This is a genomic window from Geodermatophilus sp. SYSU D00710, assembly GCF_054050195.1.
In genome coordinates this window covers 44,525-67,234 of record NZ_JBJGYX010000018.1, presented here as the reverse complement: position 1 = coordinate 67,234, position 22,710 = coordinate 44,525, and the positions used below count along the sequence as shown (strand labels likewise).

Genomic DNA, 22,710 nt, shown 5'->3' with positions numbered 1-22,710 from the left:
CACCCGGTCGGATGTACTCCCGCGCGCCCGCGAGACGACGCGCACACGGGAGACGCCCACGCACTCAGGAGACGAGGTGGGGCGACCGCGCGGGCTCCACCCCGGCGTAGGGACTCAGCCCTCCCCAGCGGGTCAGTTCGCGCTCCAGCCACGGCGGCCCGGCCAGCACCATCTGGCGTGACTCCAGGGCGGCGGCGAGCCCGAGCCGGCCGGCGCACCAGCGCACCAGCGACGCCACGTCGGTGGCCACCACGCCGTCGTCGGGGAACCCGGGCGTCTCGACGCAGACCTCGTTGCCCGTCCGGTCGAGCAGCAGCCAGAGGTGGTGCGGCGCCCGGGACCGCCGGACGTCGAACCGCACGACCACGCGGGGCCGCGGCAGGGACGCCGGGTCGATCAGCCGGGCCAGGATCCAGAGGGCGAGGTAGGGGTCGTGGTCGCCCGGCGCCACCTCCCGCCACCGCGCCCCCCACCTCCCCAGCGCGGCGCAGACGTCGTCCAGCTCCCGCCCCATCCGGGTCAGGGTGTACTCCGTGGTGCGGCCCGAGCGCCGCCGCTCGACCACGCCGTCCCGTTCCAGGGTGTGCAACCGCTGGGCCAGGACGCTGCGCGAGAGCCCGGGGGCGCCCTCGAGGATGTCGCCGAAGTGGACGCACCCCAGGGCCAGGTTCCGGACGATGATCGGCGTCCACCGCTGGGCGAAGACCTCGGCCCCGAGCGCCAGGGGGCAGTACTGACCGTAGCCACCCATGCCGGACACCCTCCACCCGCGGCGGGCCCGGTGGGGCCCCTGGGAGCGCGGTCCGTCCCCGGCAGTCCGTTTTCCGGACTGACGGGCGCCGGCGGCGCAGGAGTCCACTCGACGGGTCCGCCCTCGGCCGAGGAGTCCCGATGCGCCGGTCCCTGCCCACCGTCGTCGCGGCGGCCGTCCTGACGGCCACGTTCGCGTCCGTCTCACCCGCCGCAGCCTCTCCCCCGGTGGACGCCGCGAGCATCCGGACGTGGAACGAGATCGCGGTCACCGCCATCACCTCGACGACCCCACCGACGCCGGGGCCGGTCGGGCCCCTCTACCTCGCCTACGTGCACCGTGCCGTCTACGACGCGGTGCAGGGCCTCCCGCGCCGCGCCTCCGTCCCGGCCGCGGTCGCCGCGGCGGCCCATGGCGTCCTGGTCACCTACTTCCCCGGCCAGGAGGAGATGCTCGACCAGCGGTACACCGCCGAGCTGGCCGCGGTCCGGGACGGCAAGGCGGAGGACCGGGGTGTCGCCGCCGGCGCGGAGGCCGCGCAGACTCTCATCGAGGACCGGCGGGACGACGGCCTGAACGGGCCGGCGCTGCCCCTGCCCACCCCCGGGCCCGGGGTGTGGGAGCCCCTCCCGACGGAGCCACCGACGACGGCTGCCGTGGGCTCCTGGCTCGGCACGGTGGAGCCCTTCGTGCTCGGGTCCCCGTCGGAGCTGCGGCCGGCCGGTCCCCCGGCGCTGACCAGCGACCGTTGGGCCCGTGACTACGAGGAGGTCAAGACGGTCGGTTCGGCGTCGTCGACGGTCCGGACAGCGGAACAGACCGCCGCGGCGCTCTTCTGGGCCGACCAGCCGGCCGTGCAGAGCCAGCGGGCCCTGCGCGGCTACAGCGTGCAGGAGCGTCTGGACGCGATGGAGACGGCGCGGCTGTTCGCCCTCGTGAACACCGCGGGCACCGACGCGCTGATCGCCTGCGCCGACGCCAAGTTCCACTGGAACTTCTGGCGGCCGGTCGGCGCCATCCGGCGGGCGGACACCGACGGCAACCCCGCCACCGTGCCCGACCCCGCGTGGAGCCCGCTCGTCCCGGCGCCGGTCTTCCCCGAGTACCCGAGCAACCACGCCTGCGCGACGACCGCCCTCGCCACGGTGGTGGACGGGCTGCGGGGGAACTCGCCGTTCTCGCTGACGGTGAGCAGCGTCAGGGGCACACCGCCCGTCGAGTACCGGACCACCTTCACCTCCGCCGAGCAGCTGATCGAGGAGGTCGGGAACGCGCGCATCTGGGCCGGGATCCACTACCGGTTCTCCGTCGAGGACGGCACCGACATCGGTCGCGCGGTCGGCGAGAGGGTGCTGGGCACCGACCGCTGATCGCCCGGCCCGCCTGACCTCGGGCCACCGTCGCGGCGACGACGAGGTCAGGCGAGCGGGTCGCCGTCGCCGTACGGGAGCAGGCGCAGCCGCCGCGCGTCGCCGCCCGGCGTCGTGGCGCGCAGCGTGTCGAGGGCGTCGACCCCGGCGCGGAAGAACCGGCCCGACCAGTGGTCGAGCTCGCCGGCGGCGATGGCCACCACCAGGTCGACCACGTCCTCGGGGCGGGTCCACTCGGTGCGGCCTGCGTGCATCGGCATGGCGCGGGTCATCGCGGTGTCGACCACGCCGGGCGCCAGGTCGAACGCCCGCACGCCGTGCGGTGCGCCGGCCAGGTCGATCGACTCGGTGATCCGCACCTGCGCGGTCTTGCCGGCCGAGTAGGCGCTGTAGTGCGGGTTCGCCCGCGTGGAGATCCCGCTCGCCAGCCCCACCACCCGGCCGCCGCCCGCGGCGAGCATGCCGGGCAGGACGGCGCGGGCGACGAGGAACGGCCCGCGGACCTGGCTCTCGACCACCGACCACCACTGGTCGGGGTCGGCCTCCCACAGCGGCACCTCGGCGGCGTCGATCAGGCCGGCGTTGTTGACCAGCAGCCCGACCGGGCCCAGCTCCCGGGTCACCTGCGCGACGGCGGCGTCCACGGCGGCGGCGTCGGTGACGTCGGCGGGGACCGCGAGGGTGCGCGCGCCGGTGGCCGCGGCGACCTCGGCCATCGCCGTCCGCAGCCGGTCGCCGCCGCGGGCGAGCCCGGCGACGGCGGCGCCGCGGGCGGCCAGCCCCTCGGCCAGGTACCGGCCGATGCCGGCCGACGCGCCCGTGACGAGCGCGACGAGCCCGGTCAGGTCAGGCATCCCCGCTCCGCAGGGTGATCCCCTGCATCCCGACGACGGCGACGATGCCCTCGCGCACGCGGGCGACGTCCTCGGCAGTCAGCGTGCGGTCGGGCGCGCGCAGCACCAGCGAGTACGCCAGCGACCGCGACCCCGCCGGCACCGGCGGGCCGGAGTACACGTCGAACAGGCGCACCGCCTCGAACAGCTCGCCCGCTCCTCCGCGCACCAGCGACTCGACGTGCGCGGCGGTGATCTCGTCGGGCACGACGAAGGCGAGGTCGATCAGGACCGGCGGGAAGGCGGAGATCCGCGGGCCCACCGGCACCGGCGACGGCGGGAGGGCGTCGAGGTCGAGCTCCATGACGGAGGTGCGGGCGGGCAGGTCCAGCGCCGCGCACACCCGCGGGTGCAGCTCGCCGGCGTGGCCGACCACCCGGTCGTCGACGACGAGCTCCGCGCAGCGTCCGGGGTGCCAGGGCGCCCGCTCACCGGGGCGGACGAACAGCTCGACGCCGGCGGCCTGGGCCACCAGCCGGGCGGCCTGCACCGCGTCGGCCCAGCCGGCCGGCCGGCCCGGGCCCCACCAGCCGCGCGGCTCGCGGGCGCCGGTCAGGGCGACCGCGACGTGCCAGGGCTGGTCGGGGACGGCGCCCAGCAGCGCGGCGAGGGTCGCGTCGTCGGGCCGCCGGTCGACGCCGGGGACCGGCGCGGGGGTGCGCCGGCCGCCGGGGAAGACCGCGCCGTGCTCGAAGACGGCGACGTCGCGCTGGCCGCGGGCGAGGTTGCGGGCCAGCGTCGCGAGCAGCCCGGGCAGCAGCGTGGTGCGCAGCGCCGGCTCCTCCTCCGACAGCGGGTTGCGCACGAGCACGACCTGCCGGCGCTCGTCGTCGTCGGCCAGGCCGAGCGCGTCGAACACCCCGAGCCCGACGAAGGGGTAGGCCGGGGCCTCGACGTAACCGGCCTCGGCCAGCGTGCGGCCGAGGCTGCGGCGGCGGCGCTGGTCCTCGGTCAGGCCGCGGCCGGGCGGGGCGGTGGGCAGCACCGAGGGGACGTCGTCGTAGCCGGCCAGCCGGACGACCTCCTCGACGAGGTCGGCGGGGTCGGTGAGGTCGGGGCGCCAGGACGGCGGGGTGACGGTGAGCGAGCCGCCGTCCGCTGCCACGTCGCAGCCCACCGCCTCGAGCAGCTCGACCACCCGCTCCGGGGCGTAGGGCACCCCGGCGACCCGGCCGGGCCGGTCGGCGTCCAGCGCGATCGCCGGGCGGGGGGCGCGGGTGTCGACGTCGACCGGACCGCCGACGACGCGGGCGCCGCCGTACTCGGCCAGCAGCGCCGCGGCGCGGGCCAGCGCGACGACGGTCATCTCCGGGTCGACGCCGCGCTCGAAGCGCTTCGCGGCCTCGCTGGGCAGCCGGTGCCGGCGCGCGGTGCGGGCCACGCCGGTGGGCTCCCAGTGCGCGGCCTCGAGCAGCACGTTCCGCGTGCCGTCGCCGATCTCGGTGGAGGCGCCGCCCATGACCGCGGCCAGCCCGATCGGGCCGCTGTCGTCGGTGATGAGCAGGTCGTCGGGCGTCAGCGCGCGGTCGGCGCCGTCGAGGGTGGTCAGCCGCTCCCCCTCCCGCGCCCGGCGGACCACGATCGGGCCGGCCACCGCGTCACGGTCGAAGGCGTGCATCGGCTGGCCGAGCTCGAGCATCACGTAGTTGGTGACGTCGACGGCCAGCGAGATCGACCGGATGCCCGACTGGGTGAGCCGGCGGCGCATCCACCACGGGCTGGGCGCGGTGGGGTCGAGCCCCTCCATCGCGATCATGGAGAAGCGGTCGCAGCGGTCGGGGTCGGCGACCGTGACCTCCCACGCCGGCCCGCCCGGGGCCTCGACCGCCGGCGGCGCCGCGCCCGGGTCGCGCCAGCCGACACCCAGGCCGGTGCCCATCTCGCGGGCGATGCCGCGCATGGCCAGGCAGTAGCCGCGGTCGGGGGTGACGGCCAGCTCGATGACGACGTCGTCGAGGCCGACCACCGGGCGGGCGTCGGCGCCGGGCTCGGGGCCCTCCCCGCCGGTGGCCAGCACCAGGATGCCGGCGTGGTCCTCGCCGATGCCCAGCTCGCGGGCGGAGCAGATCATCCCGTCGGAGACGTGGCCGTAGGTGGTCCGGGCGGCGATCTCGAAGCCCCCGGGCAGCACCGCGCCGGGCAGCGCGACGACGACCGCATCGCCCACGGCGAAGTTGGTGGCGCCGCAGACGACGCCGCGCGGCTCGGCCTCCCCGACGTCGACCCGGCAGTACCGGATCGGCTTCTTGAAGCCGGTCAGCTCCTCGATCTCCAGCACCCGGCCGACCACCAGCGGGCCGCTGACCTCGGCCGGGTGGTGGACCTCCTCGACCTCGAGGCCCAGCCGCACGAAGGTGGCGTCGAGCTGCTCGACGGTCGTCCCCTGTGGGATGTCGACGTGCTCGGCCAGCCAGCCGATGGGGACCCGCACTACTGCTCCACTCCGAACGCTCGCGTGAACCGGACGTCGCCCTCGACGATGTCGCGCATGTCGCCGACCGCCGAGCGGAACTGCAGGGCCCGCTCGATGCCCATCCCGAAGGCGAAGCCGCTGTACTCCTCGGGGTCGATGCCGCAGGCGACCAGCACCCGCGGGTTGACCATGCCGCAGCCGCCCCACTCGACCCAGCGCGGGCCGTCGCGGTGCTCGGGGAACCACACGTCGAACTCCGCCGAGGGCTCGGTGAACGGGAAGTACGACGGCCGCCACCGGGTGCGCGCGTCGGCGCCGAACAGCGCCCGGGCCAGGTGGTCGAGGGTGCCCCGCAGGTGGGCCATCGTCAGCCCGCGGTCGACGGCCAGGCCCTCGACCTGGTGGAACACCGGGGTGTGCGTCGCGTCGAGCTCGTCGGTGCGGTAGGTGCGGCCCGGCGCGACGACGTAGATCGGCGGCGTGCGGGCGAGCATCGTGCGGGCCTGCACCGGGCTGGTGTGCGTGCGCAGCACCAGCCCGGAGTCCTCCGGCGCGACGAAGAAGGTGTCCATCATCGTGCGGGCCGGGTGGTCGGGCTGCATGTTCAGCGCGTCGAAGTTCAGCCACTCCGCCTCGAGCTCGGGGCCCTCGGCGACCTCGTAGCCCATGCCGACGAACACGTCGGCGATCCGCTCCATCAGCGTGGTGATCGGGTGCCGGGCGCCGCGCGGGGTGCGGTCCCAGGGCAGGGTGACGTCGACCCGCTCCTCGGCCAGCACCCGGGCGTCGCGCTCGGCCTCGAGCTCCGCGCGGCGGGTGTCGAAGGCCGCGGTGACCGCCTGGCGCGCGGCGTTGACCCGCTTGCCGGCGTCGGCGCGGGCGGCCGGGGGCAGCGCGCCGAGCTCGCGGCGGGCCAGCGGCACCGGTGCGCGGTCGCCGAGGTGGGCCGGGCGGACGGCGGCCAGCTCCTCGAGATCGCCGGCCTTGCCGAAGGCCTCGCGGGCCGCGGCGACGGCGGCGTCGAGGGCCTCGGCGGAGAGGGCCGCGACCTGCTTGGGGTCGTAGGGGTCGTTGGCGCCGGACACGGGAGGCCATTCTGCCCGCCACCCCGCCCCGGCCGCCCCCGGGTTCCCGGCGGACGCCCCTCCCCCGTCCCGCCGCCTCGACGCGAGATCGGCGATCTCGTGGCCATCAGCGCCTCATGGCCACGAGATCGCCGGTCTCGGTGCGCGAGCAGGGCGGTGTCGGTGGCGGCTGCCAGGATCGGCGGCAGGAGCGAGACGGGGAGGCGCACCGGATGGCGTTGCTGCTGGCGCGGGCCTCGGCCGTCGTCTACGGGGTGGCCGACTTCTGCGGCGGCCTCGCCAGCCGGCGGGCGGCCGCGGCCACCGTCGTCGCGGTGTCGCAGGCCGCCGGCCTGGTGGTGGTCGCGCTGCTGCTGCCCTGGCTGGGCGGGGAGCCCGCGGGCGCCGACCTGGCCTGGGGAGCGGTGGCCGGCGTCGCCGGGGGCGCCGGGCTGCTGCTGTTCTACCGGGCGCTGGCCGCCGGGGTGATGAGCGTGGTGGCGCCGGTGACGGCGGTGTCGGCGGCCGCGCTGCCGGTGCTCGGCGGGCTGGCCCTCGGCGAGCGGCTCGGCCCGGCGGCCGCGGTCGGGATCGTGCTGGCGCTGGTCGCGGTGGTGCTGGTCGCCGCAGAGGGCGGCCTGGCGTCGCTGCGTGCGGCCCGGCTGGGCACCGTCGCGCCGGCGCTGGCGGCGGGGGCCGGGTTCGGGCTGTTCTTCGTGCTGCTCGAGCGCACCGGCGACGACGCCGGGCTCACCCCGCTGGCGGCGGCGCGGGTCGTCTCGGTGCTCCTCGTCGGCGGGCTGGCCCTGGCCACGGTGCGGTCGCTGCGGGTGCCGCGGCGCGTGCTGCCGATCGTGCTGCTGGCCGGGGTGGGCGACATGGCGGCCAACGCGCTGTTCCTCCTCGCCACCCAGGCCGGCGGTCAGCTGGCGATCACCGGGGTGCTCGCCTCGCTGTACCCGGTGAGCACGGTCGTGCTGGCCCAGGTGCTGCTGCGGGAGCGGCTGGCCGGCGCCCAGCGGGCGGGCCTGGCCGTCGCGGCCACGGCGGTGGTGCTGATCGCCCTGCCGTCCTGAGCCCTGCCCCCTCCGGGTGACCCCGCCGGCCGGCCGGCTGCGTCCGGCACCGCCACTGCCGAGAACTCCTCCGTGACCGTTCCCGCGCAGGCACCCGGGCAGCCCGGACCCACGACCGACGCCGTGGTGGCGGCCGCCACCCGCGGGGTGCGCAGCGTCTTCCAGCCCATCGTCGAGATCGACACCGAGCGGGTGGTGGCCTACGAGGCGCTCGCCCGCGGCCCGGTCGGCCCGCTGGAGCGCCCCGACGCGCTGTTCGCCGCCGCGCGCGCCGCGGGCCGGCTCGCCGAGCTGGACGAGGCCTGCCGCGCCGCCGCCTTCCGCGGCGCGGTCGAGGCCGGGCTGGTCGCGCCCCTGACCCTCTTCGTCAACGTGGAGCCCGAGGTCCTCGACACCGCTCCCCTCGAGGACCTGATGGCCATCGCCGAGAGCGCCCCCGGGCAGGTCCGCGTGGTCATGGAGATCACCGAGCGGGCGATCGCCGCCCGGCCGGCCGAGCTGCTGCGCACCGTCGAGCGGGTCCGCGAGCTGGGCTGGGCCGTGGCCGTCGACGACGTCGGCGCGGAGTCGATGTCGCTGGCGTTCCTGCCGCTGCTGCGCCCCGACGTCGTCAAGCTCGACCTGCGGCTGGTGCAGGAGCGCCCGGGTCCGCAGATCGCCGAGATCATGAACGCGGTCAACGCCTACGCCGAGCGCAGCGGCGCCGTCGTCCTGGCCGAGGGCATCGAGGACGAGCGCCACCTGCGCACCGCCCGCGGCCTCGGCGCCACGCTGGCGCAGGGCTGGCTGTTCGGCCGCCCGGCCCCCGGCGCCGCGCCCGACCTGACCGTCGGCGAGCTGGTGCTGCCCGGCGCCGGCCTGCCGGCCGGCGTGCTCGGCGCGGTGTCGCCGTTCGCCTGCCTGCCCGACGGCACGCCGCTGCGGCGCGCGCCCAAGGCGCTGCTGATCGAGCTGTCCAAGCAGCTGGAGCGGGAGGCGCTGCGCCTGGGCGAGACCTGCGTCGTCGCCGCGACCTTCCAGGAGGCGCGCCACTTCACCGTCTCCACCACCCAGCGCTACCGCGACCTGGTCGAGCGCACCGGCTTCGTCTGCGCGCTGGGCGAGGACCTGCCGGTCGAGCCGCTGCCCGGCCTGCGCGGCGCCCACCTCGACCCGGCCGACCCGGTCCGCGGCGAGTGGGACGTCGCCGTGCTGTCCCCGCACTTCAGCGCCGCGCTGCTCGCCCGCGACCTCGGCGACGACGGCCCCGACGCGGAGCGCACCTTCGAGTACGCGCTCACCTACGACCGGGACACGGTGTCGCGGGCGGCGTCGTCACTGCTGTCGCGGGTCGCCCCGCGGGCCGGTGCGGCGCCGGAGCCCCCGGCCGGGCGAGCGCCCGCGGCGGCGGCACCGGCGGGCCGGCCCGCGGGCGGGCTGGCCGTGGGGACGACGAACGCCGAGGTGCTGCTGCGCCGGGCACTGGAGGCCACGCCGAGCGGGGTCACCGTGGTCGACATGCGGCTGCCCGACCAGCCGATCGTCTACGCCAACGCGGCGTTCCGGGAGCTGGCCGGCCTGTCCGCCGAGCAGATCCTCGGCCGCAACTGCCGGCTGCTGCAGAGCCCCGACACCGACCAGGGTGCCGTGGCCCGGATCCGCGCGGCGGTCGAGGCCGGCGCCTCCTGCCGGGAGACGGTGCTCAACCTGCGCGGCCCCGAGCGCACGCCGTGGTGGAACGAGCTGCACCTGGCCCCCGTGCACGACGCCGACGGCTCGGTCGTGCAGTACATCGGCGTGCAGGTCGACGTCACCGCCCGGGTCGAGGCCGAGCGCGCGCTGGTGCGCGAGCGCGACCGCACGCAGGCCGCGCTGGCGCGCATCCAGGAGCTGGCCTACACCGACCCGCTGACCGGCCTGCCCAACCGGCGGCGCCTGGAGGAGCAGGTGGAGACGGCGATCTGGGAGGCCCGCGCCCGCGGCGACGCGCTCGGCCTGCTGTTCGTCGACCTCGACGGGTTCAAGGCGGTCAACGACACCCTGGGCCATGCGGCCGGGGACGAGCTGCTGCAGGTGGTCGCCGGGCGGCTGCGCGACCGCGTCCGCCGGCGCGATCTGCTCGCCCGGCTCGGCGGGGACGAGTTCCTCGTCGCGCTGCCCGACCTGCGGCCGGAGACCGCGGCGGCCGAGGCGGGCCGGGTGGCCGACGAGCTCGCCGCCTCGATCCGCCGGCCGGTCGCGCTGCGCGGCACCGAGGTCTCGCTGGGCGCGAGCATCGGCGTGGGCGTGTGCCCGGACGACGGCGTGGTGTTCGCCGACCTGCTGCACCGGGCCGACCTGCGCATGTACGACCGCAAGGCGGCCACCCGCGGCGCGGCCGCCCGTGCGGCGACCGCGCGGGCCGCGGCCGCCGCGGTGCCCCCTCCGGCGGCGCCCGCGCTGCCCTGATCCCCCGCCGCGGCGGTCAGCCCTGCGCGAGCTGTGTCGCGTAGAGGCAGATCGCCGCGGCGGCGGCCAGGTTGAGGCTCTCGGCGCGGCCGCGCATCGGGATGCGCACCCGGGCGTCGGCGACGTCGGCCAGCTCCGGCGGCACGCCGCGGGCCTCGTTGCCGAACAGCCACAGCACCGGCCCGGCCAGCGTGGTCCCCAGCTCGTCGAGGGCGGTCTCGCCACCACCGTCGGCCGCGAGCACGGTGACCCCGCGTCCCCGCAGGCCGGCGACCAGCGGGCCCAGCGGCGCCCCGCGGACGACGTCGAGGTGGAACAGGCTCCCGGCGCTCGAGCGCACCGCCTTGCCGCCGTAGGGGTCGGCCGAGCCGGCGCCGAAGACGACCGCGCCGGCCCCGCAGGCGTCGGCGGTGCGCAGCACGGTGCCGGCGTTGCCGGGGTCGGCGAGGCCGGCGAGGGCGACGGTGAGCGCGGGCGGGTCGGCGGCCAGCCGGTCGGCGGGGACGTCGCGCAGCGCGCAGACGGCGACCAGGCCCTGCGGCGTCACCGTCTCCGACAGCCCGGCGGCGACCTTCTCGGTGACCAGCCGGACGGGGACCGGGGCGGCGGCCAGCAGGTCGGGGTGCGCGGCTGCGGCGGCCTCGGTGGCGAAGACCTCGCGGACGTCGCCGGGCGCGGTGGCCAGCGCCTCGGACACCGCCTGACGGCCCTCGGCGAGGAAGGCGCCCGCCGCGTCGCGGCCGGCCCGCCGGGTCAGCTTCCGCGCGGCGGCGACCCGCGCCGACCGCTCGGTCAGCAGCTCGCGCACGTCGTCGTCCCTCCCCTGTCCACCCTGCGAGATCGGCGGTCTCGTGGCCATCGGCCGCTGATCGCCACGAGACCGCCGATCTCGCGCCGTCGAGGAGCGTGCCCACACACGGCGACGCCGCCGGCGCCGGCCCCGAGGGACCGGACGCCGGCGGCGTCACGTGGTGCCGGTACGGCCCTGCCTCAGGCGGCCTGCTCGCCGCCGGCCGGAGCCGCGGCGACGGCGGCGCGGGCGGTCTCCACCAGCGCGGCGAAGGCGGCCGGCTCGTTGACCGCGAGCTCGGCGAGCACGCGGCGGTCGAGCTCGATGCCGGCCAGCTTGAGGCCCTGCATGAACCGGTTGTAGGTCATGTCGTTCTGCCGCGCCGCGGCGTTGATGCGGGTGATCCACAGCTTGCGGAAGTCACCCTTGCGCACCTTGCGGTCGCGGTAGTTGTAGGTGGCCGAGTGGAGGATCTGCTCCTTGGCCTTGCGGTACAGGCGCGAGCGCTGACCGCGGTAGCCGCTGGCGGCCTCCAGGACGGTGCGGCGCTTCTTCTGGGCGTTGACCGCCCGCTTCACGCGTGCCACGTGAGAACTCCTTACTGGTTACGGGAGGCGGGGGCTCAGATGCCCAGCAGCTTCTTGAGGGTCTTCGAGTCGGCCGGGCTCAGGACCTGGTCCTTCTCCAGCCGGCGCTTGCGCCGCGAGGACTTGTGCTCGAACTTGTGCTGGTTGTTGGCCTGCTCGCGCATGAGCTTGCCGGTGCCCGTCACGCGCACCCGCTTGGCGGTGCCCTTGTGGGTCTTCTGCTTCGGCATGTCCTCGTCGTCCTCGTTCGTGGTTGTCGGCGCCGCGCGGCAGCACGGGACTGCCGCGACGGCGCCGGCCGTCTCGGTGGTGCGGTCCTGCGTGGCCTCAGGCCGTCGGGGTCTGTCCCTCGGCGGCCCGGTCGGCCTTCGCCTGGCGCCGGGCGCCGTCGGTGGCGGCCTGGTTCCGGTGCGGGGCGATCACCATGACCATGTTGCGGCCGTCCTGCTTCGGGTTGGACTCGACGACGCCGAGCTCGGCGACGTCGGCGGCCAGCCGCTGCAGCAGTCGGTAGCCCATCTCGGGCCGCGACTGCTCGCGACCGCGGAACATCACGGTGATCTTGACCTTGTCGCCGCTCCGCAGGAAGCGCTCGACGTGGCCCTTCTTGGTCTCGTAGTCGTGCGGGTCGATCTTCAGGCGCAGCCGCATCTCCTTGATGACGGTGAGCGCCTGGTTCCGCCGGGCCTCGCGGGCCTTCTGCGCGGACTCGTACTTGAACTTCCCGTAGTCCATCAGCTTGACGACCGGCGGACGGGCCATCGGCGCGACCTCGACGAGGTCCAGCTCGGAGTCCTGCGCCAGTCGCAGCGCCTCGCCGATCGGCACGATGCCGACCTGCTCGCCCTCGGGCCCGACCAGGCGGACCTCGGGGACGCGGATACGGTCGTTGATACGGGGCTCGGTGATGGCCTCTCCTCTGCTCTTCACACGGGAGGAGTCGCGCCCATCCGGCACCGGGAAGGACTCGGGCCCCGTGAGCGGTGTGCTCACAGGGCCCGTCTCGCCGGTGCGGCACGGGACCCGTCGCCGGGCCGTGCACGTCGCGAGGGACCGGCCCGGGGTGGGGCGGTCCTCCGCGAACCGGGACCTGGGCACCTCGACGGCGCCAGGTGGGAGCGGGCTCCTCTTGGTCAGCGGCCCGGGGCAGGGCCGCTGGATGGTGGTTCACGCGCCTCGTGTAGCGGGGAGGCGTGCCCATGCTACAGCGTCGCGAGGACGCCGGTCATTCCCTCCCCCGCCGCCGTCCTGGGCCAGGGAGGTCCTTTGTCAGTCGTCGTAGAGGAGCGGGGGCCTCGCGGGCTGCTGCGCCTGGTGCGCGGCCAGCAGTGCCCGGAGCCCGTCGACGGCGTCCAGGGCCCGCCGGCGGTCGACCGCCTGCACGGCGAGCACGGCGACCTCGTCGCCGTTGGCCAGCTCCAGGGAGGCCCAGGACGAGTGCCGGTCGAAGCGCACCGCCCGGACCGCCTCCCACGGCAGCTCGTGTCGGACGAGCACGTTGCGCACCCGCACCCCGGCGGCGTCGGCGTCGACCCGCGAGGCGCCGGCGAGCAGGACGGCGGCGCCGACGAACAGCCCGAGGCCGGCGATGGCCACCTGGTCGACCAGGCCGAACGTGATCACCCCGGTCGACGACGACGTCAGCAGCACGGCCACGACCGTCATGACGCCCACGACCAGCGCGGCGGCGATCCCGCACATCAGGCGCAGGCGGCGCGGCACGGCGGTCACGGCGGCGGGCGTCGTCGGCACGTCCCTCATGGTCCCAGCCCCCGCGCCGGGAGGTGGCTGGCAGAGTGCCCGGGCGTGGAGGTGACCGGGCAGGCGCAGCGGACGGCGTGGCGCGAGCGGACCGTGCCCGCGGTCGAGCGGGTGCGCCCGGGGCTGTGGTCGGTGCCGGTGCCCATGGGCGGCCCGCTGCGGTGGGTGAACGCCTACGTGCTGGAGCTCGCCGGCGGCGGCCTCGGCCTGGTCGACACCGGCTGGGACGCCGACGACAGCTGGGCGGCGCTGTGCGCGGGGCTGGCCGGCCTGGGCGCCGGCGTCTCCGACGTGCGCGGCGTCCTGGTCACCCACATGCACCTCGACCACGTGGGGCTGGCCGCGCGGGTGCGCGAGGCCTCCGGCGCGTGGATCGCCATGCACCCGGCCGACGCGGCGGCGCTGGCCACGCTGCGCGAGCGCTCCCCCGAGACCTCGATCGAGCGCGAGGTGGCCTTCCTCGTCGACCTCGGCGCGCCCGAGGCCGACGCCCGCGCCGACGCCGGGACGGCCGAGCAGCGGGTGCGGTGGCGATGGCTCGCCCGGCCCGACCGGCTGCTCGAGGACGGCGACCGCGCCGACCTGCCCGGTTGGTCGCTGCGCGCCGTGCACACGCCCGGGCACACCCCCGGGCACCTGTGCTTCGCCGACGAGGACGGCGGCCTGTTCTTCTCCGGCGACCACGTGCTCCCGCGGATCAGCCCGAACGTGTCGACCCACCCGGGCGGGGCCGCCGACCCGCTGCGCGACTACCTCGGCTCGCTGGAGGCGGTCACCGCGCAGCCGGCCGCCGAGGTGCTGCCCGGGCACGAGTGGCGCTTCCGCGGGCTGGCCGAGCGGGCAGAGGAGCTGTGCGCCCACCACGAGCGGCGGCTGGGCGAGCTGCTGGCCGCCGTGCGCGCGCACCCGGGCAGCACCCCGTGGCAGCTGGCCGCGCACCTGACCTGGTCGCGGCCGTGGTCGGAGTACGCGCGGCGGATGCGGATCTTCGCCGTCACCGAGACCGATGCCCACCTGCGGCTGCTGGCCAGCCGCGGCCTGGTGGTGGGCGACGGCGGGCCGGTGCCCACCTGGACGGCTGCGCGGCCGCGCTGACCGGGCCCGGGCGCCGCGGGCCCCGGCGGCCGCGCACCATGGTCGGGTGACCGCGCTCCCCGACGCCGACCCGACCGGCCCGGCCCCGCTGGCGGGCTACACCGTCGCCGTCACCGCCGAGCGGCGCCGGGAGGAGCTCGGCGCGCTGCTCGAGCGCCGCGGCGCGCGGGTCGTGTACGCGCCGGCCATCCGGATCGTGCCGCTGGCCGACGACGCCGAGCTGGCCGCCGCCACCGTGGCCGTGCTGGCCGCACCGGTCGACCTCGTCGTGGCCACCACCGGCGTGGGCTTCCGCGGGTGGCTGGAGGCGGCCGCGGGCCGGGGCCTGCCGCTGGTGGAGCACCTGCGCGGCGCCCGGGTGCTCGCCCGCGGTCCCAAGGCCCGCGGCGCCATCCGCGGCGGCGGGCTGGTCGACGCGTGGTCGCCGGCGTCGGAGTCGTCGGACGAGGTGCTCGACCACCTGCTGTCGGGCGCCGAGGGCCCGCTGGCCGGGCGCCGGGTCGCCGTCCAGCTACACGGCGACCCGCTGCACGGGTTCGTCGCGGCACTGCGCGCCGCCGGCGCCGAGGTGCTCACCGTGCCGGTCTACCGCTGGGTGCTGCCCGCGGACCTCGCGCCGCTGCACCGGCTGGTCGGCGCGGTGGCCGCACGCGAGGTCGACGCGGTGACCTTCACCAGCGCCCCGGCCGCGGCCGCGCTGCTGTCGGTGGCCGACGGGCTGGGCCGGCGCGCGGACCTCGTGGCCGCGCTGCGCGACCGGGTGCTGCCGGTCGCCGTCGGCCCGGTGACGGCAGGGCCGCTGGAGACCGCCGGCGTCAGCACCGTGCAGCCCGAGCGGGCGCGGCTGGGCGCGCTGGCCCGCGAGGTCGTGGCCCGGCTGCCCGCGCGCGACCCGGTGCTGCGGGCCGGCGGCACCGACCTGCAGGTGCGCGGGCACGCCGCCGTGGTCGGCGGCCGGCTGGTGGAGCTGCCGCCCGGTCCGCTGGCGGTGCTGCGGGCGCTGGCCGCGCACCCGGGTGCCGTGGTGGCCGACGCCGACCTGGCGCGGGCACTGCCGGACGGCGGCGCGGTCGCACCGGCGCTGGCGCGGCTCCGCTCGGCGCTCGGGCCGGGCCTGGTCGAGACCGTCGAGGACGGGCACCGCCTGGAAGGCTGACCAGGCCGACTGCCCCGCTGTGGGGAGGGGAGGAACTCCCCGGCCGACGGCGGGGAGCGCGGCGGGCGATGATCGTCGCCGTGGCTGAGCACACGGACACGGCACCGGGACGGGCCCTCGTGGAGGCCGGCGAGCTGGTGGCCGGCTCGATGGCGCGCACGGCGGCCGGCCTGGTCTTCGACGACGGCTCGGCCCGGGTGCGCCTGGACGGCGGGCTGGCGGCGTGGCTGCGCCGCACCGCGGCCGCGGCCGACGCCGACCCGTCCGCACCCGTCTCCTCCCGCGCCCGCTGCCGGGCGGGCGCCGCGCTGGCCTTCGCCGCCGAGCTGTCGGTGACCCGCGCCGCGCAGGGCCGGGCGGTGCGCACCGACGGCTTCCTCGCCCCCGGGCCCGGCGGCCGCGCGCCGGCCGACGAGATCGGCGAGGCGGTGGTGCTGGCCGCGCGGGCAGCGACCGAGGAGTGGCGGGTGCGGCACCTGGGCTACCTGCTCGCCGAGGCGGCCGTCTCCCCCGACCTCGACGCCGCCGTCGTCGCCCGCGGCCTGTCCCTGGCCGGCGCCCTCACCGGACGTCAGCTGGTGCTGCTGGCCGCCGTCGGCCGGCGCGAGCGCGCCCCGCTGCCGATGACGCCGGTGCCGCAGGACCCGCGCGGCTGGACCGCCTGGGGAGCCCTGGAGGACCTCGGCGACCTGCAGCGCGGGGGCCTGCTCGACCCGCCGCCGGCCACCCCGCGCCCGGGCGGTGCCGCCCTGCCGCGGCTGCGCCCGGCCGACCTGCGGCTGACCCGCCGCGGCGTGCTGGTGCACCGGCTGCTGGCGCTGGACTTCGTCCGCGACCAGGCGGTCGCCGCCGCCCTGGCCGACCTCGCCTGATCCTCAGGAGCCGGTGCCCGCGCGCGCGGGACCGGGGAAGCGCGCGCGCAGCGCCCGGTGGACGGCGTCGGGGTACGGCTCGGCCGCGGCGACCGTCTCCGCGACCAGCTCCACCGCGACCGACGTCCCCGCGCCCAGGGCGGCCCGGGCCGGCGCCGTCGCGAGGACGTCGGAGGCCAGCAGGAGCTCGACGGCGAGGACGTCCTCGAGCAGGCCGAGCGCGGCGTCGGCCTTGCGGACGCTCACCGGGGCGCCGGTGGCGTGGTCCTCGATGCCCAGGTCGAGCGGCGGGGTGTCCAGGGTGGCGGGCGCGGCCAGCTGCTGGAGCTCGGACATGACGGCGGCCGCGGGGTAGCGCAGCGCCAGGCCGTACGCCGCCGAGGACGGCGGGCCGGTCATCTGGCCGAAGAACGCCGCCCACAGGTGGCCCAGCCGGCGTTCGCTGAGCTGGCCGACCTGCGCGAGCGCGATGCGCAGCGCGTCGGCGGCGATGGCGAGCACCATCGGGTGGAAGTTGCCGTTGCTGAGCAGCGTGCCGTCCTCGACCGACACCAGCGGGTTGTCCGCCGCGGCGGCCAGCTCGGTCTCCACCGCCGTGCGCAGGGCGGTGACGTACTCGCGGAGCGCCCCGTGGACCTGCGGGACGACCCGGAAGGACAGCGCGTCCTGCACCGACGCGGCGCCGTCGGGCCCGAGCAGCGCACTGCCGGCCAGCAGGTGCCGGAGGTGGTCGGCGGCGGCGACCTGCCCGGGGACCGGCTTGGCCCGGCCGACGGCGGGGTGCAGGACCGAGGGGTTGGCCCGCGTCGCCTCCATCGACACCGCCGCCGCGACGTCGGCGGCCTCCGCGGCGCGCGCCGCCCGGGCGACCACCAGCGCCGCCTGGCCCACCGACACCCCGTTGGCCGAGATCAGGGCCAGCCCGTCCTTGCCGGCGAGGACCAGCGGCGCGATCCCGGCCCGCCGCAGCGCCTCCCCGCCGGCCAGCACCTGCCCCTGGTACTCGGCCCGGCCCAGCCCGACGGCGACCTGCGCCATCCCGGCCATCTGCCCGATGTCGGCCGCACCGACCGAGCCGGTCCCCGGCACGACCGGGTGGACCCCGGCGTTCAGCATCGCCGTCAGCGTCTCGGCGACCGCCGGCGAGGCACCCGACCCGCCGCGGGCGATGCCGGCCAGCCGCACGGCGAGGGCGGCGCGCACCACGGGCACCGGCAGCGGCGGCCCGATCCCGCCGGCGTGCGACAGGACGAGGAACTGCTGCTCGCGGTGGATCTCCTCCGCCGTCAGCCGGGTGTCGCGCAGGTGGCCGACCTGGGTGGTCAGGCCGTAGACGGCGGTGCCGGCGACGAGGGCGTCGTCGACCACGGCCCGCGCGGCGGCGACGCGGTCGAGCGCCGGCCGGTCCAGCTCCACCCGGGCGCCGTCGACGACGGCGAGCAGGTCGTCGACCGACACCGGCGCTGTGCTGATCCGCACGACGGTCATGGGCGCCTCCCGGGGCGGGCCGAGCCTACGGTCGGGGCGGCTCCGGCGGGGTGGATCGGGCGCCCGGCGACCGTGCGCGCTCCGTGCACGTACCGGGGCCGCGGGCGCCGACGGGCCGCGACGTGGGCACACCGCGTGCTGACGACGACCGTCACGGCGCGTTCCGGAGGACCGCCGCGCGGGCACCGACCCCGGTGCGGACGCTGCGCGAGGAGGATGACACCCGGTGCCACGGGGGCCCGGGACACGAGGCGGCGGGAGGTGCACGTGGACGGCGAGGACACCATCCCGATGTGGCGCCCCGACCGCGACTCCCCGGAGGGGAGCAGGATCGTCGTGCCCGCGGGTCCCCCGGTCACCGGCCGGACGGGGCTCGACCGCCGGCGCATCCTCGGCGCCGCCCTCGAGTACATCGACCGGCACGGCCTGGCCGCGCTCACCATGCGCCGCCTGGGCGCGCACCTCGGCGTCGAGGCCATGGCCCTCTACCGCTACGTGCCCGGCCGCGAGCAGCTGCTCGACGGCGTCGTCGAGACCGTCGTCGACGAGCTCTACGGCGACCCGGAGGTGCACCTGCACGCCGCGCACGGCTGGCAGGACTACCTCCAGCGCCTGGCCCACGGCGTGCGGCGGATCGCCCTCGCCCACCCGGAGGTGTTCCCGCTGGTCGCCACCCGGCCCCCGGCGGCCCCGTGGATCCGCCCCCCGCTGCGCAGCCTGCGCTGGATCGAGTCCTTCCTCACGGTGCTGACCGACAACGGGTTCAGCGCCGAGGCGGCGGTGGCGGCCTACCGCGCCTACTCCAGCTTCCTGCTCGGGCACCTGTTGTTGGAGGTGTCCCAGAAGGGGGTACAGATCAACGCGGAGGACGCCCCGGAGGGCGTCCCGGGCACCGGTACCGACCTGAGCGAGTACCCGCTGGTGGTCGAGCTGGAGGAGCTGCTGTCCCGGGACGAGTCCGCGGCGGAGTTCGAGGAGTCGCTCGAGAACCTGCTCGAGCGGCTGGCGTCGGTGCGGGCCGAGGGACGTGTCCCCGGCGAGAACTCCGGGTGAACGGGTTTACGTCGTAAAGCGCCGGGGCATGGCTGTCGTGGCCCGCTGACCCCGGCATCCGGACGCCTGAGGGAGCCGGCCGTACCTGATCCCCACCCGTGAGGAGTGCACGTGATCACCGAACAGCAGATCAGCACCGTCATCGGCACCACCGCCATCGACAACGACGGCGGCAAGATCGGCAAGATCGGCGAGGTCTACCTCGACGACGAGACCGGCCGCCCGGAGTGGGCCACGGTGAACACCGGCCTGTTCGGCACCAAGGAGACCTTCGTCCCGCTGGCGCAGGCCGAGGTCAGCGGCAACCAGGTCCGCTTCCCGTACGACAAGGCGAAGATCAAGGACGCGCCGCGCATCGACACCGACGGCCACCTGTCCCCGCAGGAGGAGCAGGAGCTGTACCGGTACTACGGCGTGGGCACCGCGGGCACCACGACCGGCCAGGCCATGACCACGGGCACGACGACCGGCACCACGACCGGGACCGCCGGCCTCGGTGTGGACCGGGACCGCGACGGCATCCGCGACGACCTCGAGACCCGTGGCACCGTGGGCCACGACACCTCCGGCCCGACCACCGACACCGCGATGACCCGCTCCGAGGAGCACCTCAACGTGGGCACCCAGCGGGTCGAGGCCGGCCGGGCGCGGCTGCGCAAGTACGTGGTCACCGAGAACGTGTCCCAGACCGTGCCGGTCTCCCACGAGGAGGTCCGGGTCGAGCGCGAGCCCATCACCGACGCCAACTACGGCAAGGCGATGGACGGGCCGGCCATCTCCGAGGAGGAGCACGAGGTCGTCCTGCACGCCGAGCGCCCCGTGGTGTCCAAGGAGGCCACCCCGGTCGAGCGGGTCCGCCTGGACACCCAGACGGTGACCGAGCAGCAGCAGGTCACCGAGCAGGTGCGCAAGGAGGAGATCGAGGTCGACGGCGGCACCACCGGCGTCGCGGGCACCGGCACCACGACCGGGACCACCGGGCGGGACGAGCGCGGCTTCGTGCAGAAGGCCAAGGACGCCCTCGACCGCGACAACGACGGCAAGATCGGCCGCTGAGGCCGGGCCCCTGCCGGGGCCGCCACGGAACCACAGCAGCACCCCGACGGGGCCGGCCCACCACGGGCCGGCCCCGTCGCCGTGTCCGGGCCCGGCCGCCGTCCCCGTGGTGTCATGGCGGCATGAGCGAGCCCGGGCCGACCGTGCACGTCGGCGTCCCCGTGGTCCGGCCGGCCGAGCCGCGCGACGTGCCGCGGATCGCGGTCACCCTGACCGTGGCGCTGGCGGAGTCGCGCTGGGTGCGCTGGGCGCTGCCGGCCGACGGGCGCACGCAGCGGCTGACCCGGCTCGCCGAGCTCGACGCCCACCGCGGGGTGGCCACCGGCACCACCTGGGTCAGCGCGGACGCCGACGCCGTCGCCTCCTGGCAGGCCCCCGAGGGAGCCGCCGCCCCGCTGCCGCGGGACGTCGCGGCGGCGCTGGACCGCGAGGTGCCGCGGCTGCACGCCGACCGCGCCGGCGCCGTCGCGGCCACCGACGCCGCGCTCGCCGCGGTGCTGCCGGACGGGCCGCACTGGCGGCTGCGCGCACTCGCCACCCGCCCGCGGTCCCGCCGTCGAGGCCTCGGCGGCGCGGTGCTCGCGCCGGTGCTGGCCCGCTGCGACCGCGACGGCGTCCCGGCCGCGCTGGTCGCCCCCGCGTGGGCGGTGGTGCGCTTCGCCCGCGGGCTGGGGTTCGAGGTGGTGCAGGCGACGCGCTCGGCCGACGGCGCGCTGCCGCTGTGGGTCGCCGTCCGCCCGCCCGGCGTCCCGATGCCCGAGCTGTAGGACGCTGTCGATCCGGGGCTGCCTCGTTCGTACAGGAGGTGCAGGGCCGGTACGGTGCCGGCCGCCCACCCGAGGAGATCCCATGCCGCACTACCTGCTCACCGTGGTCCAGCCCGGGGACGGGACCCCGCCCCCGCCCGAGGTCCTGGAGCCGATCGTGCGGGACACCGACGCGGTGCACCGGGCGATGGTCGACGCCGGCTGCTGGGTGTTCGGCGGTGGCCTGCTCCCGCCGGCGGTCGCGACGACCCTGCGACCCCGGGACGGGGACGTGCTGGTCGTCGACGGGCCGTTCGCCGAGGGCAAGGAGCACGTCGGCGGCTTCTCCGTGATCGACGTGCCGGACCTCGACGCCGCGCTGGAGTGGGGCCGGCGCCTGGTCGCCGCGACCACCCTGCCCATCGAGGTGCGGCCGTTCCACGACGGCTCGGGCCGCCCCTGAGCGGTATGCCCGCCCCGGACGTCGAGGCGGTGTTCCGCGAGTCCTACGGACGCGCGGTCGCCGTCCTCACCCGCCTCCTCGGCGACATCGACGCCGCCGAGGAGGCGGTCCAGGACGCCTTCGCCACCGCCGTGCAGCGCTGGCCGGCCGACGGCGTACCGCCCAGCCCGGCCGGGTGGATCGTCACCACCGCGCGGAACCGGGCGATCGACCGGCTGCGCCGCGAGGCGAGCCGGGCCGACCGCCACCGCGCCGCGGCGCTCCTGCACCACCCCGGTCCCCCGCCCGAGGAGGGCGCCGTGCGCGACGACCGGCTGCGCATGCTGTTCACCTGCTGCCACCCCGCGCTGGCGCCCGCCGCCCGCGTCGCGCTGACGCTGCGGCTGGTCGGCGGGCTGACCACCGCCGAGATCGCGCACGCCTTCCTCGTCCCCGAGGCGACGATGGCCCAGCGCCTGGTGCGGGCGAAGGCGAAGATCCGCGACGCCCGGATCCCCTACCGGGTGCCCGCCGAGGCCGACCTCCCCGACCGACTCGCGGGCGTGCTCGCCGTGGTCTACCTGGTCTTCACCGAGGGGCACACCGCCAGCGCCGGGCCGGAGCTCGTCCGCACCGACCTGTGCGCCGAGGCGATCCGGCTGGGGCGGGCGCTGGTCGAGCTGATGCCCGACGAGCCCGAGGCCCTGGGCCTGCTCGCGCTCATGCTGCTGGTGGAGTCCCGCCGGCCCGCGCGGGTGTCGGCGTCCGGGGAGCTGGTGCCACTGGCCGAGCAGGACCGGCGGCGCTGGGACGCCGGCCTGGTCGCCGAGGGGCAGGAGCTGGTGCGGCGCTGCCTGCGCCGGGACGCGCCCGGGCCCTACCAGGTGCAGGCCGCGATCCAGGCCGTGCACAGCGACCCGCCGACCGACTGGCGGCAGGTCGTCGCGCTCTACGACCTGCTCGTGGCGCTGGCCCCCTCGCCGGTCGTGGCGCTGCACCGTGCCGTGGCGGTGGCCGAGGTCGACGGGCCCGCCGCGGGGCTGGCGCTGGCCGACGCGCTCGACCTGCCGCGCCACCACCTGCTGCCCGCCGTCCGGGCCGACCTGCTGCGCCGCCTGGGCCGGGACGCCGAGGCGGCCGCGGCCTACGGCGAGGCGATCGCGCTGGCCGGCAACGCCACCGAGCGGGCGTTCCTGGAGCGCCGCCGGGCGGAGGTCAGTCCCACCGGCGGCGGGACCGCTTGAGCTCGCCGCGCTGCTTCTTCGCCTGGATGCGCCGCTCCTGCGAGCCGCGGGTCGGCGTGGTGCGACGGCGGGCGGGCGGCGGCGGGGCCAGGGCGGCGCGCAGCACCGCGGCCAGCCGCTCGCGCGCGGCCTGCCGGTTGCGCAGCTGCTGCCGGTGCTCGCTCGCGGTGACGGTCAGCACGCCGTCGGCCAGCCGGCCGGCCAGCCGCCGGGCCAGCCGGTCGCGCTGCGCGTCGGTCAGCGCGGGCAGCTCCAGCGGCGACAGCGACAGCTCCACCCGCGAGTCGGCCGTGTTGACGCCCTGTCCGCCGGGGCCCGACGAGCGGGAGAACCGCCACGACAGCGCCGCCGCGGGGACGACGAGGGAGCCGGTGACCGGGAGGTCACCGGCGGCGTCGTCGGCAGCGGGCACGCCGTCCAGTCTGC

Annotated in this window: 22 protein-coding genes; 11 read left to right on the top strand and 11 right to left on the bottom strand. The window is 77.2% G+C overall.

Going from position 1 to position 22,710, the window contains the following annotated elements; genetic code table 11:
• Positions 1–64 precede the first annotated feature (64 nt).
• Positions 65–751 carry a winged helix-turn-helix transcriptional regulator gene (locus tag ACI78U_RS10955; protein ID WP_456875337.1) on the bottom strand — a complete coding sequence of 229 codons (687 nt, stop codon included), beginning with the start codon at positions 749–751 and terminating at the stop codon, positions 65–67.
• 140 nt (positions 752–891) lie between these two features.
• On the opposite strand from ACI78U_RS10955, the gene ACI78U_RS10950 reads away from it, so the two are divergent.
• Complete coding sequence (locus ACI78U_RS10950; RefSeq protein WP_456875336.1) at positions 892–2,121, top strand: vanadium-dependent haloperoxidase; 1,230 nt, start codon at positions 892–894, stop codon at positions 2,119–2,121.
• Positions 2,122–2,168: 47 nt separating this feature from the next.
• Here the strand turns inward: ACI78U_RS10950 and ACI78U_RS10945 are convergent, their stop codons facing one another.
• The 3 genes from ACI78U_RS10945 to pheS are packed head-to-tail and all read right to left on the bottom strand — an operon-like array spanning position 2,169 to position 6,512.
• The gene (locus tag ACI78U_RS10945) at positions 2,169–2,975 is read right to left on the bottom strand and encodes an SDR family NAD(P)-dependent oxidoreductase (protein ID WP_456875335.1); all 807 of its coding nucleotides are present in this window, start codon (positions 2,973–2,975) and stop codon (positions 2,169–2,171) included.
• Positions 2,968–5,445, bottom strand: a complete 2,478-nt coding sequence (gene pheT, locus ACI78U_RS10940; RefSeq protein ID WP_456875334.1) for a phenylalanine--tRNA ligase subunit beta — start codon at positions 5,443–5,445, stop codon at positions 2,968–2,970. Before pheT ends, ACI78U_RS10945 begins: the two co-directional genes overlap by 8 nt.
• Entirely contained in the window at positions 5,445–6,512 is a 1,068-nt protein-coding gene (gene pheS, locus ACI78U_RS10935; RefSeq protein ID WP_456875333.1) for a phenylalanine--tRNA ligase subunit alpha, read from the bottom strand. The genes pheT and pheS overlap by 1 nt, the downstream gene beginning before the upstream one ends.
• 212 nt (positions 6,513–6,724) lie before the next feature.
• On the opposite strand from pheS, the gene ACI78U_RS10930 reads away from it, so the two are divergent.
• Both ACI78U_RS10930 and ACI78U_RS10925 read left to right on the top strand, forming a co-directional pair.
• Complete coding sequence (locus ACI78U_RS10930) at positions 6,725–7,567, top strand: EamA family transporter (RefSeq protein WP_456875332.1); 843 nt, start codon at positions 6,725–6,727, stop codon at positions 7,565–7,567.
• A gap of 72 nt (positions 7,568–7,639) precedes the next feature.
• Positions 7,640–9,994 (top strand): diguanylate cyclase domain-containing protein, encoded by a 2,355-nt coding sequence (locus ACI78U_RS10925; protein WP_456875331.1) that lies wholly within the window; start codon positions 7,640–7,642, stop codon positions 9,992–9,994.
• Between the two features lie 16 nt (positions 9,995–10,010).
• Here ACI78U_RS10925 and ACI78U_RS10920 read toward each other — a convergent pair whose 3' ends face one another.
• The 5 genes from ACI78U_RS10920 to ACI78U_RS10900 all read right to left on the bottom strand — a co-directional run bounded on the left by ACI78U_RS10920 (position 10,011) and on the right by ACI78U_RS10900 (position 13,132).
• Entirely contained in the window at positions 10,011–10,802 is a 792-nt protein-coding gene (locus tag ACI78U_RS10920) for a TrmH family RNA methyltransferase (RefSeq protein ID WP_456875330.1), read from the bottom strand.
• Positions 10,803–10,984: 182 nt separating this feature from the next.
• Positions 10,985–11,371, bottom strand: a complete 387-nt coding sequence (gene rplT, locus ACI78U_RS10915; protein WP_091367035.1) for a 50S ribosomal protein L20 — start codon at positions 11,369–11,371, stop codon at positions 10,985–10,987.
• A gap of 35 nt (positions 11,372–11,406) precedes the next feature.
• Positions 11,407–11,601, bottom strand: a complete 195-nt coding sequence (gene rpmI, locus ACI78U_RS10910) for a 50S ribosomal protein L35 (RefSeq protein WP_456875329.1) — start codon at positions 11,599–11,601, stop codon at positions 11,407–11,409.
• A 97-nt stretch (positions 11,602–11,698) separates the two neighbouring features.
• Positions 11,699–12,301 (bottom strand): translation initiation factor IF-3, encoded by a 603-nt coding sequence (infC, locus tag ACI78U_RS10905; RefSeq protein ID WP_456875328.1) that lies wholly within the window; start codon positions 12,299–12,301, stop codon positions 11,699–11,701.
• Positions 12,302–12,640: 339 nt separating this feature from the next.
• Positions 12,641–13,132 carry a PH domain-containing protein gene (locus tag ACI78U_RS10900; protein ID WP_456875327.1) on the bottom strand — a complete coding sequence of 164 codons (492 nt, stop codon included), beginning with the start codon at positions 13,130–13,132 and terminating at the stop codon, positions 12,641–12,643.
• Positions 13,133–13,177: 45 nt separating this feature from the next.
• Between ACI78U_RS10900 and ACI78U_RS10895 the strand changes: the two genes are divergently transcribed.
• From ACI78U_RS10895 to ACI78U_RS10885, 3 genes are all read left to right on the top strand, one after another.
• A complete protein-coding gene (locus ACI78U_RS10895) occupies positions 13,178–14,227 on the top strand; it encodes an MBL fold metallo-hydrolase (protein ID WP_456875326.1) in 1,050 nt (349 codons plus the stop codon).
• A gap of 46 nt (positions 14,228–14,273) precedes the next feature.
• Positions 14,274–15,383 (top strand): uroporphyrinogen-III synthase, encoded by a 1,110-nt coding sequence (locus ACI78U_RS10890; protein ID WP_456875325.1) that lies wholly within the window; start codon positions 14,274–14,276, stop codon positions 15,381–15,383.
• An 80-nt stretch (positions 15,384–15,463) separates the two neighbouring features.
• Entirely contained in the window at positions 15,464–16,255 is a 792-nt protein-coding gene (locus ACI78U_RS10885) for a hypothetical protein (protein WP_456875324.1), read from the top strand.
• A 3-nt stretch (positions 16,256–16,258) separates the two neighbouring features.
• Here ACI78U_RS10885 and ACI78U_RS10880 read toward each other — a convergent pair whose 3' ends face one another.
• The gene (locus tag ACI78U_RS10880) at positions 16,259–17,743 is read right to left on the bottom strand and encodes an aromatic amino acid lyase (RefSeq protein ID WP_456875323.1); all 1,485 of its coding nucleotides are present in this window, start codon (positions 17,741–17,743) and stop codon (positions 16,259–16,261) included.
• Between the two features lie 267 nt (positions 17,744–18,010).
• Here ACI78U_RS10880 and ACI78U_RS10875 point away from each other — a divergent pair, with 267 nt between their 5' ends.
• The 5 genes from ACI78U_RS10875 (at position 18,011) to ACI78U_RS10855 (ending at position 22,284) form a co-directional block, all read left to right on the top strand.
• Positions 18,011–18,796, top strand: a complete 786-nt coding sequence (locus tag ACI78U_RS10875; protein ID WP_456875322.1) for a TetR/AcrR family transcriptional regulator — start codon at positions 18,011–18,013, stop codon at positions 18,794–18,796.
• 111 nt (positions 18,797–18,907) lie between these two features.
• Complete coding sequence (locus ACI78U_RS10870; protein ID WP_456875321.1) at positions 18,908–19,852, top strand: DUF2382 domain-containing protein; 945 nt, start codon at positions 18,908–18,910, stop codon at positions 19,850–19,852.
• 122 nt (positions 19,853–19,974) lie between these two features.
• Positions 19,975–20,619, top strand: a complete 645-nt coding sequence (locus tag ACI78U_RS10865) for an N-acetyltransferase (protein WP_456875320.1) — start codon at positions 19,975–19,977, stop codon at positions 20,617–20,619.
• An 82-nt stretch (positions 20,620–20,701) separates the two neighbouring features.
• Entirely contained in the window at positions 20,702–21,061 is a 360-nt protein-coding gene (locus ACI78U_RS10860; RefSeq protein WP_456875319.1) for a YciI family protein, read from the top strand.
• A 5-nt stretch (positions 21,062–21,066) separates the two neighbouring features.
• Positions 21,067–22,284: an RNA polymerase sigma factor gene (locus ACI78U_RS10855; RefSeq protein WP_456875318.1), complete on the top strand. Its 1,218-nt coding sequence runs from the start codon at positions 21,067–21,069 to the stop codon at positions 22,282–22,284.
• Here the strand turns inward: ACI78U_RS10855 and arfB are convergent.
• Positions 22,256–22,696, bottom strand: a complete 441-nt coding sequence (arfB, locus tag ACI78U_RS10850) for an alternative ribosome rescue aminoacyl-tRNA hydrolase ArfB (RefSeq protein WP_456875317.1) — start codon at positions 22,694–22,696, stop codon at positions 22,256–22,258. The two genes, ACI78U_RS10855 and arfB, sit on opposite strands and share 29 nt — an antisense overlap.
• Between the last annotated feature and the right edge of the window lie 14 nt (positions 22,697–22,710).